This is a genomic window from Kamptonema sp. PCC 6506 (assembly GCF_000180455.1).
Classification (GTDB): Bacteria; Cyanobacteriota; Cyanobacteriia; order Cyanobacteriales; family Microcoleaceae; genus Kamptonema; species Kamptonema formosum.
This window is the reverse complement of the sequence record NZ_CACA01000243.1, coordinates 1-14,132: the sequence shown is the minus strand read 5'-3', so window position 1 is coordinate 14,132 and position 14,132 is coordinate 1. Positions and strand designations below refer to the sequence as shown.

Here is a 14,132-nt window from a genome sequence, read left to right as displayed (position 1 = left end):
TTTATATATGTTGATACAAGAGGGAAAAAACATGACACTTTTAAAGCTGGCAGACTTTTATCCTAACTATAAGGAAGAGATTTTTGCAGGGGATGACATTAAAGGTTTTGATGTTTATGGCGGCGACTCTAACGAGAAAATTGGTAGCGTTTACGACGCTCTAGTTGATGAAACTGGTCGCTTTCGTTATTTAGTAATTGATACCGGAATTTGGATTTTTGGCAAGAAAGTATTGCTTCCCATCGGTTCGGCTCGCATCGATTATGGAGCGCGGCGCGTATTTGCTATTGGGATTCGCAATAAAGACCAAGTAGAACAATTACCTCCTTACAATGAGCTAGAATCGCTAGATTACGAACAAGAAGAGCAGATCAGAGGAGTTTATCGCAATCAAGCTGATTACGCTGCTCCCATTTCTAGTGACTACGATCGCAGTACCTACAACTACGATCTAGACCGCCCTCTCTACGATACAAATGAGCAAAATCATCAAACTCTGAAATTGTATGAAGAACGTTTGATTGCGAATAAAAACCGCCAAAAAACAGGTGAAGTTGCAGTTGGCAAGCGAGTAGAAACTGAAACAGCACGCGCTTCGGTGCCTATTGAAAAAGAGCGGGTTGTGATTGAGCGCAGGACACCAGCAGACGCGGGTCGAGAAGTACCTGTCGGCGCTGTTGACTTCCAAGAAGGAGAAGTTGCGCGGATGGAAGTTTACGAAGAAACCGCTGATATTCACAAAGAAGCTTTTGTGCGCGAGCAAGTCAATGTCAGAAAAGAAGTTATCCGGGACACTGTTGAGGGTGAAGAAACATTGCGCCGCCAAGAGCTAGACGTTACAACCAATGGCGAGCCAGTTGTTGACAACAAAATGCGTTAAAAATTTAACCACCAATGGTTAAAGAGATAGCTCAATTGATGTTGAGATATCTAAGCAGTAAAGTCTTTAAAGGCAATGCAGGCAGGGCATTTTCTCAGCTCTGCCTGTAATTTTAACAAAGATTTATGTAGGTAAAAAGCCATGAGCGAAGCGTCTAATAAAGAACTTGAATCTATAAAAAAACAACTCCACAATAACCTTGTAGTAGAGCCGATTATGGCAGAGAATCCTCTGGAAGTTAGCTCAAATATAGTAGACAATCAGGAAGCCATCGATCCTTCCGAAATTGCAGAATTAATGGCGATACCGGAAACAGTGGAGCAAAAGGAAATCACGCTCCTAGAAGAACGTTTAGTTGTTAATCGCGGTAAGCGGAAAGTAGGGGAAGTCATTGTCCGCAAAGAAGTGGAAACACGGATGGTAGAGGTTCCTGTCCGCCGTGAGAAACTGATTATTGAACGAGTGGGGGAAGTACCTGAGCGGCTTGCAGAAATTGATTTAGGTGAAGGCCAGGTTACTGGCATAGAATTGGCAGAAATGGCGGATGCTAACGCTCAGCCTACTGTCAGTGCTGAATTTACTTCGGTACAAAAAGCTAGTAACGTTTTAAGTGCGATCGCCAGCCAGCCACATCACGGATGTGCTAAAGTCCGATTGGAAATTGTTCTGGAAAATAACCAAGTTCAGGAAACTTACCAAAATTGGTTTGACAGCTACGAAAGTTGAAAACAAAATCACTAAAAATTTATTTTAGGGTTGACGAATCCCTGGCATTTGTTGTAAGATTGGTTAGATAAAATTTATACGGTATGTACCAGAAGTAAGAACGAGAAAAGCTGAAGCATTGAAACTCGAACAATGCCGATCGGAATTAGTTAACCAAGCTTACGGATTAACGCCCGAAGAAATAGATTTAATGTGGAAAACAGCACAGCCGCGAATGCCGATTAACAGATAAAAATGTAACTTGTCATTGCGAGCGAAGCGAAGCAATCTTAAGCCTTTGCGATTGCTTCGGGCTTAGTTTGCTTCGTACCTCGCAACACCCTCAGATTAGTTTGCTTCACTACGTTCGCAACTCCTCGCAACTGCGCTGCGCTTGGCTCGCAATGACAGAATAATAAAATTGCTTCACTCGCAATGAGAGAATAAAAATTCTAGCAATCGCCAAGAGAGTGAGAACACTCGCTTATGGTCAAAACCATTGATTCTATTCCTCTCTTCCCCTAGTCCCTAGCCCCTAGCCCCTAGTCCCTACCTATAATTAATTAGTCAGCAAACTTGGGGAAGTTAGCACAAACACATCCCTTGTCCCGACAGCCGCAGATTCGGGTTTAATCGGAGTAGTAAAGTGGAAAAATTCATGGTCATTTACTAACAGCATTTCTCCCGGATTCAGGACTTTCTTAAATACGGGTTTTTCCTTTCTCTCCATGTAAAGATGTGTTTCTCCACCAAGAATATTAGTTCTGTCAACCGAGAAAATGCCAACAAAATCAGTCCCGTCTTGATGGATACCTTCAGGTGCAGGATTGCCAAAATTATTAAGAGAACAAGTAGTTCTAATTTGATGAATTCCGATTTCCGCTTCTGGATGAAGTTTACAGGAATCAGTAAAAGCTAAGACCAGATGTTTAAAGATATCCTGCGCGACCATTTCATCATCTAATTCAGCAAAATCTCTTTTAATATCCCCCACTATGGGATTGTATTCTTTACTTTGGAAAAGGTAGCCGTGAGGTAACTTTATTAATTCATTGCCGTTAACCATGAAGCGCGATAATCTTCGAGAGCGATACTTACCTTTGATGTAAGGATCGATAGGTAAATCATCAAAGAATTGCTTAAAACCTTCTAGCTTAATCGAGTTTACCTTTTTAAAGGTAAACATGAAAGCATAATCCAAATCTGTCGATCCCAGTAAGGTTTTCATAGGATTTTATAATTTTAGCGTTGATCCCTATCTTAAGTTTTCCTTAAGGAGGTGTATATCTCCAGTATAGAGTAGCTTTTTTGTGAATGCAGCTAAGCTCAATACAAAGTTTGCAAAGTTATGGTGAAGATTGCCTAGAAATTCCGCACAGCTTTAACCAATGATTGACAGGCCCGCAGGAAGATTGCCACGTCTACGCCGAGGCCGATGTACTGAACTCCTACATCAATCCACTGCTTGGCAATTTCAGGATTATCGGCAAAAGTGCCAGCAGCAATGCCTGCGTTGCGAATGGTTTTTACTGCTGCTTCCATTAAGTCAATCACGCGGGAGTCGCGGACTTGGCCGGGAATGCCGAGAGATTGGGAAATGTCATAAGGGCCGAGAAAAATTACGTCAAGATTGGGAACCTTAACGATTTCTTTGAGGTTATCGATGCCGCGTTTGCCTTCAATGTGAATCACCACTAGAGATTCTTCATTAAGTTCATCGGTGATACCTGTACCTGCGGCGGTATAAAGTCCGGCCCGCGTGGCGAAGGAAAGACCTCGCCTACCGAGGGGGCTATATTTGGCGTTTTGGACAGCGGTTTCTGCGTCGAGTTTGGTTTCGATTTGCGGAACTTGGACACCTGCGCTACCAATGTCGAGGGCACGTTGAATTTGGGGGCCGTCGTTTTTGCGAACGCGGACAATGGGGGCAATTCCTGCACAGTCTGCTGCGCGGCAGAGGTCTTCAGCAACGAGTGGGTTGATGGGGCCGTGTTCCATGTCAATTATGGCGAAGTCAAATCCTGCATGGCCGCAGATTTCGATGAAGGCGGGATAGGCGCAATTCATAAATGGGCCAAGGACTATTTCGCCTTGTTTGAGTTTGCGTTTGAGGTGGTTTGGACGCATAGAGTTAGGGGCTAGGGGCTAGGGAAGAAGGGACTCTTAATCTAGGGTGACAGGAATTCACAACGTTCTAACTGCTAAGAAGGTGGCTATAGTTTTAAGAATTTTTGAGTATCAACAAGAAAGGAAGAAGACTGTGGCGATGCCATCTAAATTAAAATGCCTTACAGGATAAATATACTCCTGGGTTATTAATTTTATGAAATAATGTCTACAGTGAAATCAACTGGACACTCCTACCTCTAAAGGGACGTTGCTCGTGGTACGGTAAAAATTTGTCACAATGTCATTGCAAAGGTAGTGAAGCGATCGCAAAGACTTGAAGTAGTAAAATTATTTTTCAATCCTGGGATTAAATTTAAGAGGTGCAGTTTGAATTTAGTAGGATTAGTTGTAATTGGACGCAATGAAGGCGATCGCCTCCGTCGCTGTTTGCTATCGGCTCAAGGTAATGTGGCGATCGCAGTCTATGTTGATTCGGGCTCGACAGATGGGAGTGTCGATTTAGCGCGATCGCTATCTGCGGATGTAGTTGAACTCGACTTGTCTGCACCCTTTACCGCTGCGCGTGCTAGGAATGCAGGGTTTGCACATCTGCTACAAGTGTCTCCCCAAGTCGAATTTGTCCAATTTGTTGACGGCGACTGCGAGTTAGTACCAGGATGGATCGATCGCGCCTATCAAGAACTCCTAGCTCAACCAGATGTCGCGATCGCTTGTGGCCGCAGACGCGAACGTTTCCCGGAAGCATCGATTTATAATCAATTGTGCGACATCGAATGGGATACACCCGTTGGCGAAGCTAAAGCCTGCGGTGGTGATGCTTTGATGCGGGTTCAAGCCTTCCAAGCAGTAGGGGGGTTCAATCCTGGTTTAATTGCAGGGGAAGAACCGGAACTCTGTTTGCGATCGCGCCAAAAAGGTTGGAAAATCCTCCGCTTAGACGCAGAAATGACCCTCCACGACGCGCAAATTACCACTTTTCGGCAGTGGTGGAAACGTTCTCAGAGAGCTGGCTACGCCTACGCTGAGGGAGCCTGGTTACACGGAAAGGAGCCCGAACGTCACTGGGTGAAAGAAAGCCGCAGCATTTGGTTTTGGGGGTTGATTTTGCCAGTAATAGCATTGGCTGGGGTCTGGCTAACTCATGGCTGGAGTTTGTTGCTATTGAGCGCTTACCCGTTATTGACCTATCGGATTTATACTTATATGCAGCAGCGTAGTTTAGGAAAAAAGGCAGCGGTCTTGTATGCAATATTTTGCAGTTTAGGGAAATTTCCGCAACTACAGGGTCAGATCCAGTTTCACTTAGGTAGATTATTGCGACGACCCAGCAAGTTAATCGAATACAAAGCAGCAACTTCAGCAGAAGCAGCTATTCAGGAATAGCTAGAATAGTTAGGACTTACGCAGTCAATCGCCCAAAGGCTATTAAAAGGGGGGTTGCAAGTTAGACTAAATCCTTGTAGTGTGGGCGTTACGACTTGAAGATATTTTTTCAAGTCGGATCTGGCGATCGCCGCGCCCACCCTACGGCTAATGGTATAGACTTTCAATGTTAGCGATCGCAAAATTTTGATGTATTTCCCCTGCACTCCACCCCAAAAGACATATACAACCGCCAAGGCCTTTAGGAACTTCTGAATTCATGAAACCCTTGATTCTATCCCCATCTTCCCCTTCGCTCCCTTCTTCCCTTCTTCCCCCTAGCCCTGAGCATCCTAGCCCCTAGTCCCTTCTTCCCCTAGCCCTGAGCATCCTAGCCCCTAGTCCCTTCTTCCCCTAGCCCCTAGCCCCTAGCCCCTAGTCCCTAGTTATAAATCCCAGTGTGAGGAGTTTAATCATGCGAGTTTTACTGGTTTATCCCGAATTTCCCAAAACCTTTTGGTCTTACGAAAAAATCCTAGAACTCGTCAACCGTAAGGTATTGCTACCCCCTCTGGGTTTAGTCACAGTCGCGGCCATCCTTCCCCAAGAATGGGAATTCAAGTTAGTCGATCGCAACATTAGAGCAATAACAGAAGAGGAATGGCAATGGGCCGAACTCGTCATTTGTTCCGCGATGATCGTCCAAAAAGAGGACTTGCTGGCGCAAATTCGCGAAGCTAAGCGGCGTGGTAAATTAGTCGCCTGTGGGGGGCCATACCCGACTTCCCTACCAGAGGAACCCCAAGCAGCAGGGGTAGATTACCTGATTTTAGACGAAGGTGAAATCACTTTACCGATGTTCGTAGAGGCGATCGCGCGTGGCGAAACCAGCGGTATATACCGATCCGGCGGCGAAAAACCCGACGTTACCACCACCCCCGTCCCGCGTTTCGACTTACTGGAACTAAACGCCTACGATTCAATGTCCATCCAGTTTTCGCGGGGTTGCCCCTTCCAGTGCGAATTCTGCGATATTATCGTACTCTACGGTCGCAAACCGCGCACGAAAGAGCCAGAACAATTAATAGCAGAATTAGAATTTCTCTATCAATTGGGTTGGCGGCGTGGCGTTTTCATGGTAGATGACAATTTTATCGGCAATAAACGTAATGTCAAACTGCTGTTAAAAGAGTTAAAAGTTTGGCAACAAGAACGTCAATATCCCTTTGTTTTCAACACCGAAGCATCCATTGACTTAGCTCAAGACCAAGAACTAATGGACTTGATGGTAGAGTGTAACTTTAATGCTGTATTTGTGGGAGTTGAAACCCCGGACGAAGAAAGCTTGCAAATGACTAAGAAATTCCAAAATACTCGGAATTCTTTAGTGGAATCAATGGAGGCAATTACTAAATCTGGCTTGCGCGTAATGGCTGGATTTATTATTGGTTTCGACGGCGAAAAACCGGGGGCCGGTTCGCGAATTGTGCGCTTTGCAGAAGCAGCGGCAATTCCCAGCACAACTTTTGGAATGTTACAGGCTTTGCCTCATACGGCTTTGTGGCACAGGCTAGAAAAAGAAGGACGGTTGCGCGGTAAAGCTGGTAACTTGAATCAGACAACTTTAATGAATTTTATTCCCACGCGACCTTTAGAAGATATTGCGCGGGAATATGTCGAGGCATTTTGTGATGTTTACGATCCTAAGAAGTATTTGGATCGCACTTATCGCCACTTCTTAATGCTAGGTGCGCCGAAGGTGAAAAAGCCGTTTAAAATGCCTGATTTAATTGACTTACGAGCTCTTGGTATCGTCATTTGGCGACAAGGAATTAAGCGTAATACTCGCTGGATGTTCTGGCATCATTTATTCAGCATTATTAAACGCAATCCGGCTGTGTGGGAGCATTATTTAACAGTTTGCGCTCATAACGAACACTTCTTAGAATACCGCCAAATTGTGCGGGATGAAATTGAGGCTCAATTGGTTGAGTATCTGGCTAATGAAAAGCAACAGGTACAGCAGCAAACAGTTGCACCTGTTGAGGAAAAAGAACGCGCGATCGCGTAATATCGCGTAAGAAAGAAAGTGGCGGTTAGAAACCGCATCTACACAGACAAAACCCGCCTACGCGGGTTGCATTTCTATAGTCCGCGCAGGCGGACTTCGTTTATGTAGCCGCGAATTCTATTCGCCAAGAAAGAAAGGTGGCGGTTAGAAACCGCGTCTACACAGACAAAACCCGCCTGCGCGGGTTGCATTTCTACAGTCCGCGCAGGCGGGCTTCGTTTGTGTAGCCGCGAATTCTATTCGCCAAGAAAGGTGGCGGTTAGAAACCGCGTCTACACAGACAAAACCCGCCTACGCGGGTTGCATTTCTATAATCCGCGCAGGCGGACTTCGTTTGTGTAGCCGCGAATTCTATTCGCCTGGAGTATTTATTAAATCAGCTTAACTGCACGCAAACCAAACAAAAGTACGGTGGCAACACCCAGCATACCGCCGAACATCACAAAATAAGCTATTGCTCCACTGATAGTCATTTACATTGCTCCATAAAATCAATAACAACTATTGAAACATGGTGTGCGCTACAATACACCCCAAAGGGGATATTAAGATTTAGGTTTTACCATGCAGTCAGTTATTCGTGTTGATTTAGGGTCGCAATCTTACGATATTGCGATCGCATCTGGCGGTTTAGACGAACTCGGCACGCAGATAGGAGCTCTAAATTTAGGCAAAAAAGTCTTAGTCGTCTCTAACCAGATGATATTTCGCCACTATGGGGAAAAGGCGATCGCATCTTTACAAAAAGCAGGCTTTGAAGTCGCCAGTCATATCCTCCCCGTAGGCGAACAATATAAAACTTTAACGGGTCTGCAAAGAATTTACAATTCAGCCTTGGAACATCGCCTCGAACGTTCCTCAACTATTATCGCTTTAGGAGGCGGCGTTGTTGGCGATATGGCGGGTTTTGCGGCCGCAACTTGGCTGCGTGGTATTAATGTGGTGCAAGTGCCAACATCTCTGCTAGCAATGGTTGATGCTTCCATTGGTGGCAAAACAGGCGTTAATCATCCCCAAGGTAAAAATTTAATTGGTGCTTTTCATCAACCGCGATTAGTATTAATCGATCCAGAGGTTTTGAAGACTTTGCCACCGCGAGAATTGCGTGCAGGTATGGCGGAAGTTATTAAGTATGGCGTAATTTGGGATGCAGATTTATTTACACAATTGGAAAAGTGCAAGCGATTAGATCAAATGCGTTATTTTCCCGCCGATTTGTTACCAGAAATTTTAAGTAAGTCTTGCCAAGCTAAGGCTGATGTGGTAAGTAAAGATGAAAAAGAATCGGGATTGAGAGCGATTTTAAATTACGGTCATACTATTGGTCATGCCATAGAAAGTGTAACTGGTTATAAGGTAGTAAATCACGGTGAGGGGGTAGCGATTGGGATGGTAGCGGCGAGTGGATTGGCGGTAGAGTTGGGGATGTGGGATAGTGAGTGCGATCGCCGACAATTGGCTTTGATTCAAAAGGCAGGTTTGCCTGTAAAGTTGCCACCAGGTTTAGATATTGAGGAAATTTTAGAGACTTTGCAAACTGATAAGAAGGTGCAAGATAGCAAAGTAAGGTTTATTTTGCCGACCCAGATTGGTGTGGTGACAATTACGGATCGGGTAACTGCTGATATAATTCGGTTAGTGTTGGGAAGAATGGGGTAGCGATCGCGGATTTAGACAAATTACAAGGATTATACGCGGATATATCCCGACGATTGCAACGGATTATACGCGGATATATCCCGGCGATTGAAACGGATTACACGCGGATATATCCCGGCGATTGAAACGGATTATACGCGGATATATCCCGGCGATTGAAATCGCGCCTACACAAACAAAGTCCGCCTACGCGGACTAATAGGCGTAGCGGACTCAGTTTAATCTGTAATTGGAGTTTTAACCTCTTCCTCATCAAATACGGGGGGCCAAAGGTCAGAGATCGAGAGTTCCCAACCTGGCAACAAATCTGGTAATGTGAGGATATCGTTATTGCCAAAACTCTGAATCGATCCATCGGGGCGATAGACTTCCACCCATTCGCGATCGGGATCGACCAAAATGCCAATTTCTGCACCCTGTTCTAGATACATTTGTAACTTTGCTTGAAGTTTGGGAATGCGATCGCTTTGGGACTTAATTTCGACGACGAGATTCGGTACAACTTCAGCAAAATATCGGACACTGCGGGGTAATCGCTGACGGGAAACAAAGGCGACATCGGGGGCTGTGAGGTCGGAATTGGGTAAAATAAATCCACCGCTAGAGTCAAATACTCGTCCAAGCTGTCGCGATTCTACCCACAACATCAGTCGGACAATTAAGCGAACTCCAACTTCGCTAGCAACAATATCTGATGGCCCCATAATGATAATTTCTCCATCATGTAGCTCTATTTGATAGTCTTTACCATTGGCTTCGAGTTGTGCTTGGATTTCACAGACATCAGCAATGGTCATAGGCATGATGGTATTCCTCAACTGACCGGCCTATGTTCATTGTATAGCAGAAAGCAGAAGTGCTTTAATTATCTACAAGAGTAGAAGAAAAATAAAATCAGGACTTATCTGATGTTCAGCAAATTACTTACAATCTGTCATTGCGAGCGAAGCGAAGCAATCGCAGAGGCCTTGCGATTGCTTCGCTTCGCTCGCAATGACAAGTGCTTCGCTCGCAATGACAAGTATTTAACCGCACATGATATTACGCATCCAACCAAAGAAACCGGGTTTTTTGACGAAAATACTTCGCCTTCACCCACAGATTCTCTCAAAAACCCGGTTTCTCGGACTCCCTGCGTAAGTCATAAAAATATAAAGCAATAGTTTCAGCAATTAAGAACGTCGTAACTATCTTGGCGATTACTATAATTTAAGCTGGTTGAAAATCAGACATTGGGAAAAAATCTGTGCGACCTAAAAATAACCGCAAAAAGCTAGTCTTATTCACAACATTTCTAGTCTCCCTCTTCATCCCTCTGTTTTTGAGTGCAGTTGGATTATTTCTTAGCCTTTGGACGATCGTACCAGCACCGACACTATTTCTATTTCCTTTAGCAGTGGGAGCACCAGAAATCAGTCCTTGGCTGGTGGCTGTGAATGCGATCGCTCTCTTACTAACCATCTTCAGACTACAGCAAGGCTGGCTCTACAACACTTCCCTAGTCTGTAGCTCGATTGCCCTAATCCTCAGTCTACTCCCCCTGCTTCAGTTCCCAGCAGCTAATTCGCGCATAGCGGCTGAAATAAAGTCTGTTCTAGGGGTGGATTATTTAGCAGCCATTCCTCAAGTTGAACAGGCACAACTACGCCCTAAACCCTTTATCTTAACAGATGCCTTCCGGGGAATTCCCCTGCGGGAAGTTCGCACTTCTGACGGCGTTGTATTTGCCAACCCCGACGGGGTACAACTGAAACTAAATCTTTATAGACCGATGCAAACTGGTAAATATCCCGCGATCGTTATCCTCTACGGAGGAGCTTGGCAAAGAGGCAGTCCCAATAGCGATCGCGAATTTAGTCGCTACATGGCCGCCCAAGGTTATTGTGTAGTAGCAATAGATTACCGCCACGCTCCTAAATATCGCTTTCCAGCTCAATTAGAAGACGTAGAAACAGCTTTATCTTATATCCAAACCCACGCCAATGAGTGGGAAATTGATATTAACAGAATTGCTTTAATGGGAAGGTCAGCAGGTGCCCATTTAGCATTACTTTATGCTTATAATTCCCCTACAGTTCCTATTCGAGCAGTAGTGAATTATTACGGCCCAATTAACCTACTCCGAGGATATTATGACCCACCTTTTCCCGATCCATTAAATGTCCGAGCCATTCTGCGTGCTTTTCTGGGAGGAACTCCCGACGAACTCACAGAGCTTTACCGTCAAGCTTCTCCTATCAATTATGTTAAACCCAACCTTCCCCCTTCTCTCCTGGTTTATGCAGGTCGCGACCATATAGTTGAAGCCAAGTTTGGACGCTTTCTCTACAAACAATTACAATCCACTGGCAATCGTGCAATTATGCTCGAAATTCCTTGGGCAGAACACGCCTTTGATGCCGTTTTTAATGGTGTGAGCAATCAACTGGCTTTGTATTACACAGAACGCTTTTTAGCTCATACTCTGAAGTCTTCTAATTACCAACCAAAATAGAGAAATAGGTAACGCCGCCCTCTGGGTGGCGATCGGCTCGCACAAATCCATAGGAATAAGGCAAACTAGAGATTAGCTACAAAAAGTTCTATGATTGCCCATGATTTGGCCATTTAAGCCTCGCTATCGCAAACAAATCGCTCGGATTGAAATCAACGGCGCGATCGCCCAAGAAGCCCGCAAGCGTGTCCTAGAAGCTCTCAAAACCGTTGAAGAGCGCAAGTTTCCCGCCTTGCTGCTGCGGATCGACTCTCCCGGCGGTACAGTCGGAGATTCCCAAGAAATCTACAGCGCCCTCAAGCGCCTGCAAGACCAAGTTAAAATTGTTGCCAGCTTTGGCAATATTTCGGCTTCTGGGGGTGTCTACATTGGCATGGGTGCCCCCCACATCGTCACCAATCCGGGTACGATTACGGGCAGCATTGGCGTGATTATCCGAGGAAATAACATTGAAGGGCTGTTAGAAAAGGTTGGCGTTTCGTTTAAAACGATTAAATCTGGCCCTTACAAAGATATTTTGGCTTTTGACAGAGAACTGACTGAGCCGGAGAAGGAAATTCTGCAAGACTTGATCGATAACACTTATCAGCAGTTCGTGCAAACGGTTGCAGAAGCCCGAAATATCCCGATTGAAACGGTTAAAACTTTTGCCGACGGTCGCATTTTTAGCGGACAGCAAGCTTTAGAACTGGGTGTGGTTGACCGTTTGGGAACTGAGGATGATGCCCGTCGCTGGGCGGCTGAATTAGCAGGTCTTGACCCTGAAAAAACGGAGTGTTGCACTCTGGAAAAACCTAAACCATTTTTAACTCGTGCATTAGGCAGTAGTCTGGATACATCGGGGCTGTCTTCTGCTGGGAATTGGCTAGAATTTGAGCTGTCTGTAAGTGGTCTACCACTTTGGCTTTATCGACCATAATTGTTAACAGTTAGCGGTTAACGGTTAGCGGTTAACGGTTAACGGTTAACTGTTGGTTGAAGGATACTTATAACAATGGAGGATGTTTGCGTGGAGTGGCGAGTAAGGGCGATTCGCGGGGCAACTACTGCCTCAGAAAATTCGGTGGAAGCAATTGCAGATGCGGTGAGGGAACTGTTAGATGAACTAGAAGGGCTTAATGACCTCGACCCGGAAATGATTATTAGTGCTACTTTTTCTGTCACTCGCGATTTGGATGCTATCTTTCCGGCTGCGATCGCGCGCGATCGTCCCCGCTGGGCTAATGTTCCTCTTTTAGATGTTCAGCAAATGCACGTTGAGGGTAGTTTGCAACGCTGTATCCGATTTTTAATTCACATTAATTTGCCAGAAAACCACACTCAAATTTATCATCCTTATTTGCGAGGAGCTAAGAATTTGCGGCCGGATTGGAATTTAGCTAGTGTTAGTTACTCTTAAAGTGTTTGAGGAAAAGCTTGTTGCACCTTCTAGGGTAAGATGAATCTCTATTCAAAAAATTGTCTGTTTTAAAACCAGTCTCGACAACTCCTGCATACCCTCTATACCGAACAGGTGAAATTGCCTTTGGCTGCAATTGGGAAAAATTCCATTGACTCCAGGCTAATTACAGCTAATACTCGGTTTAGTTTTAAGCTATTTTCCCAAATTCTCAAGCAAGACAGCACTAAAAATATCTTTGTATCACCAACTAGCATATCAATAGCACTAGCGATGACTTATAATGGTGCTAGTGGTGAAACTCAGCAAGCAATGGCTAAAGCATTGGAGTTGCAGGGATTGGATTTAAACTCCCTCAACCAAGCTAATGCAGATTTAATTACAGCATTGATTCAGGCAGATCCAACAGTAAATATCTCGCTAGTAAATTCACTTTGGGCAAAACAGGGAGTTCCCTTTAAGCCAGAATTTATCCAGAAAACTCAAACATTTTACAGTGCTGAGGCAAATAACTTAGATTTTACCAATCCAAAATCCCCAGATACTATCAACAACTGGGTTAAGCACCATACCTGCGGTAAAATCAGTCAAATTATTAAGGAAATTCCAGCGGGTTCAGAACTGTTTCTAATTAATGCCGTTTACTTTAAAGGAGATTGGACTGACAAGTTTGATAAAGGAGATACAAAAAACAAGCCTTTTACTTTGGTAGATGGTTCTACAAAGCAATACTCGCTGATGTCTCGAACAGGGTGGTATGATTATTACGAAACCCCTGAGTTCCAAGCAATTAGTATTCCCTACGGCAATGGAAGGTTTAGCTTGTATGTATTTCTCCCTCAGAAAACTTCTAATCTTTCCCAATTCTACCAAACTCTAACTCCTGAAAACTGGGAAAAATCGATGCAGAAATTCACCAAACAAAAAGTAACTATCGAACTACCTCGATTTAAACTCGAATATGAAATTAAACTCAACGGCATACTAAAAAGCTTAGGGATGGGAGTTGCTTTTGATGAAAAACAAGCTGATTTTTCTGGTATGCGTCCAATCCCGCCTAATCTCTACATCAGTGAAGTTAAACATAAAACCTTTGTCGAGTTAAAAGAGGAGGGTACAGAAGCAGCAGCAATAACTTCCATACAGATGTCAGCATCTCCTATTCCATTGCCACACAAACCCTTTGAAATGATTGTCGATAGCCCCTTTTTCTCTGCAATTCATGACAACCAAACTGAAACTATTTTGTTTATGGGTTCAATTGTTGAACCTAATTAAAGAAAGCAATTGGTAGGGAAATTAGCCGTAATTATGCTATTCCCAACCTGCCAACGAGATTTTTCTACCTAAGAGGCATCGGAGGAACGATTGGCTTTATTCGGTTTATACCAATTAAAAAAAATCTTGTTATAACCTTGGCGTTGCTTTTATC

Annotated in this window: 14 protein-coding genes; 9 read left to right on the top strand and 5 right to left on the bottom strand. The window is 44.4% G+C overall.

The window, feature by feature from the left end:
- Positions 1 to 31: 31 nt before the first annotated feature.
- Entirely contained in the window at positions 32 to 880 is an 849-nt protein-coding gene (locus tag OSCI_RS12495; RefSeq protein WP_007355319.1) for a DUF2382 domain-containing protein, read from the top strand.
- 141 nt (positions 881 to 1,021) lie between these two features.
- Entirely contained in the window at positions 1,022 to 1,606 is a 585-nt protein-coding gene (locus OSCI_RS12490; protein ID WP_007355318.1) for a DUF2382 domain-containing protein, read from the top strand.
- 538 nt (positions 1,607 to 2,144) lie between these two features.
- Here OSCI_RS12490 and OSCI_RS12485 read toward each other — a convergent pair.
- Both OSCI_RS12485 and OSCI_RS12480 read right to left on the bottom strand, forming a co-directional pair.
- Positions 2,145 to 2,813 carry a 2OG-Fe dioxygenase family protein gene (locus OSCI_RS12485; RefSeq protein WP_007355317.1) on the bottom strand — a complete coding sequence of 223 codons (669 nt, stop codon included), beginning with the start codon at positions 2,811 to 2,813 and terminating at the stop codon, positions 2,145 to 2,147.
- A gap of 134 nt (positions 2,814 to 2,947) precedes the next feature.
- Entirely contained in the window at positions 2,948 to 3,712 is a 765-nt protein-coding gene (locus tag OSCI_RS12480) for an HpcH/HpaI aldolase family protein (protein ID WP_007355316.1), read from the bottom strand.
- 369 nt (positions 3,713 to 4,081) lie between these two features.
- Here OSCI_RS12480 and OSCI_RS12475 point away from each other — a divergent pair, with 369 nt between their 5' ends.
- Complete coding sequence (locus OSCI_RS12475; protein ID WP_007355315.1) at positions 4,082 to 5,098, top strand: glycosyltransferase family 2 protein; 1,017 nt, start codon at positions 4,082 to 4,084, stop codon at positions 5,096 to 5,098.
- On the opposite strand, the gene OSCI_RS29925 is transcribed toward OSCI_RS12475, so the two are convergent.
- Positions 5,089 to 5,334, bottom strand: a complete 246-nt coding sequence (locus tag OSCI_RS29925) for a hypothetical protein (protein WP_148288843.1) — start codon at positions 5,332 to 5,334, stop codon at positions 5,089 to 5,091. The two genes, OSCI_RS12475 and OSCI_RS29925, sit on opposite strands and share 10 nt — an antisense overlap.
- 218 nt (positions 5,335 to 5,552) lie before the next feature.
- Between OSCI_RS29925 and OSCI_RS12470 the strand changes: the two genes are divergently transcribed.
- Complete coding sequence (locus OSCI_RS12470; protein WP_007355314.1) at positions 5,553 to 7,148, top strand: B12-binding domain-containing radical SAM protein; 1,596 nt, start codon at positions 5,553 to 5,555, stop codon at positions 7,146 to 7,148.
- Between the two features lie 371 nt (positions 7,149 to 7,519).
- Here OSCI_RS12470 and OSCI_RS12465 read toward each other — a convergent pair whose 3' ends face one another.
- A complete protein-coding gene (locus tag OSCI_RS12465) occupies positions 7,520 to 7,621 on the bottom strand; it encodes a cytochrome b6-f complex subunit PetL (protein WP_019487116.1) in 102 nt (33 codons plus the stop codon).
- Between the two features lie 91 nt (positions 7,622 to 7,712).
- On the opposite strand from OSCI_RS12465, the gene aroB reads away from it, so the two are divergent.
- Positions 7,713 to 8,807 carry a 3-dehydroquinate synthase gene (gene aroB / locus OSCI_RS12460; RefSeq protein ID WP_007355312.1) on the top strand — a complete coding sequence of 365 codons (1,095 nt, stop codon included), beginning with the start codon at positions 7,713 to 7,715 and terminating at the stop codon, positions 8,805 to 8,807.
- A 218-nt stretch (positions 8,808 to 9,025) separates the two neighbouring features.
- Here aroB and OSCI_RS12455 read toward each other — a convergent pair whose 3' ends face one another.
- Positions 9,026 to 9,610, bottom strand: coding sequence for a Uma2 family endonuclease (locus OSCI_RS12455; protein WP_007355311.1), 585 nt, complete (start codon positions 9,608 to 9,610; stop codon positions 9,026 to 9,028).
- Between the two features lie 443 nt (positions 9,611 to 10,053).
- Between OSCI_RS12455 and OSCI_RS12445 the strand changes: the two genes are divergently transcribed.
- The 4 genes from OSCI_RS12445 to OSCI_RS12430 all read left to right on the top strand — a co-directional run bounded on the left by OSCI_RS12445 (position 10,054) and on the right by OSCI_RS12430 (position 13,978).
- Complete coding sequence (locus tag OSCI_RS12445) at positions 10,054 to 11,301, top strand: alpha/beta hydrolase (protein WP_007355309.1); 1,248 nt, start codon at positions 10,054 to 10,056, stop codon at positions 11,299 to 11,301.
- Between the two features lie 100 nt (positions 11,302 to 11,401).
- The gene (gene sppA / locus OSCI_RS12440; RefSeq protein ID WP_007355308.1) at positions 11,402 to 12,220 is read left to right on the top strand and encodes a signal peptide peptidase SppA; all 819 of its coding nucleotides are present in this window, start codon (positions 11,402 to 11,404) and stop codon (positions 12,218 to 12,220) included.
- Between the two features lie 75 nt (positions 12,221 to 12,295).
- The gene (gene aroH, locus OSCI_RS12435; RefSeq protein WP_007355307.1) at positions 12,296 to 12,700 is read left to right on the top strand and encodes a chorismate mutase; all 405 of its coding nucleotides are present in this window, start codon (positions 12,296 to 12,298) and stop codon (positions 12,698 to 12,700) included.
- A 114-nt stretch (positions 12,701 to 12,814) separates the two neighbouring features.
- The gene (locus tag OSCI_RS12430; protein WP_157135560.1) at positions 12,815 to 13,978 is read left to right on the top strand and encodes a serpin family protein; all 1,164 of its coding nucleotides are present in this window, start codon (positions 12,815 to 12,817) and stop codon (positions 13,976 to 13,978) included.
- Positions 13,979 to 14,132 lie beyond the last annotated feature (154 nt).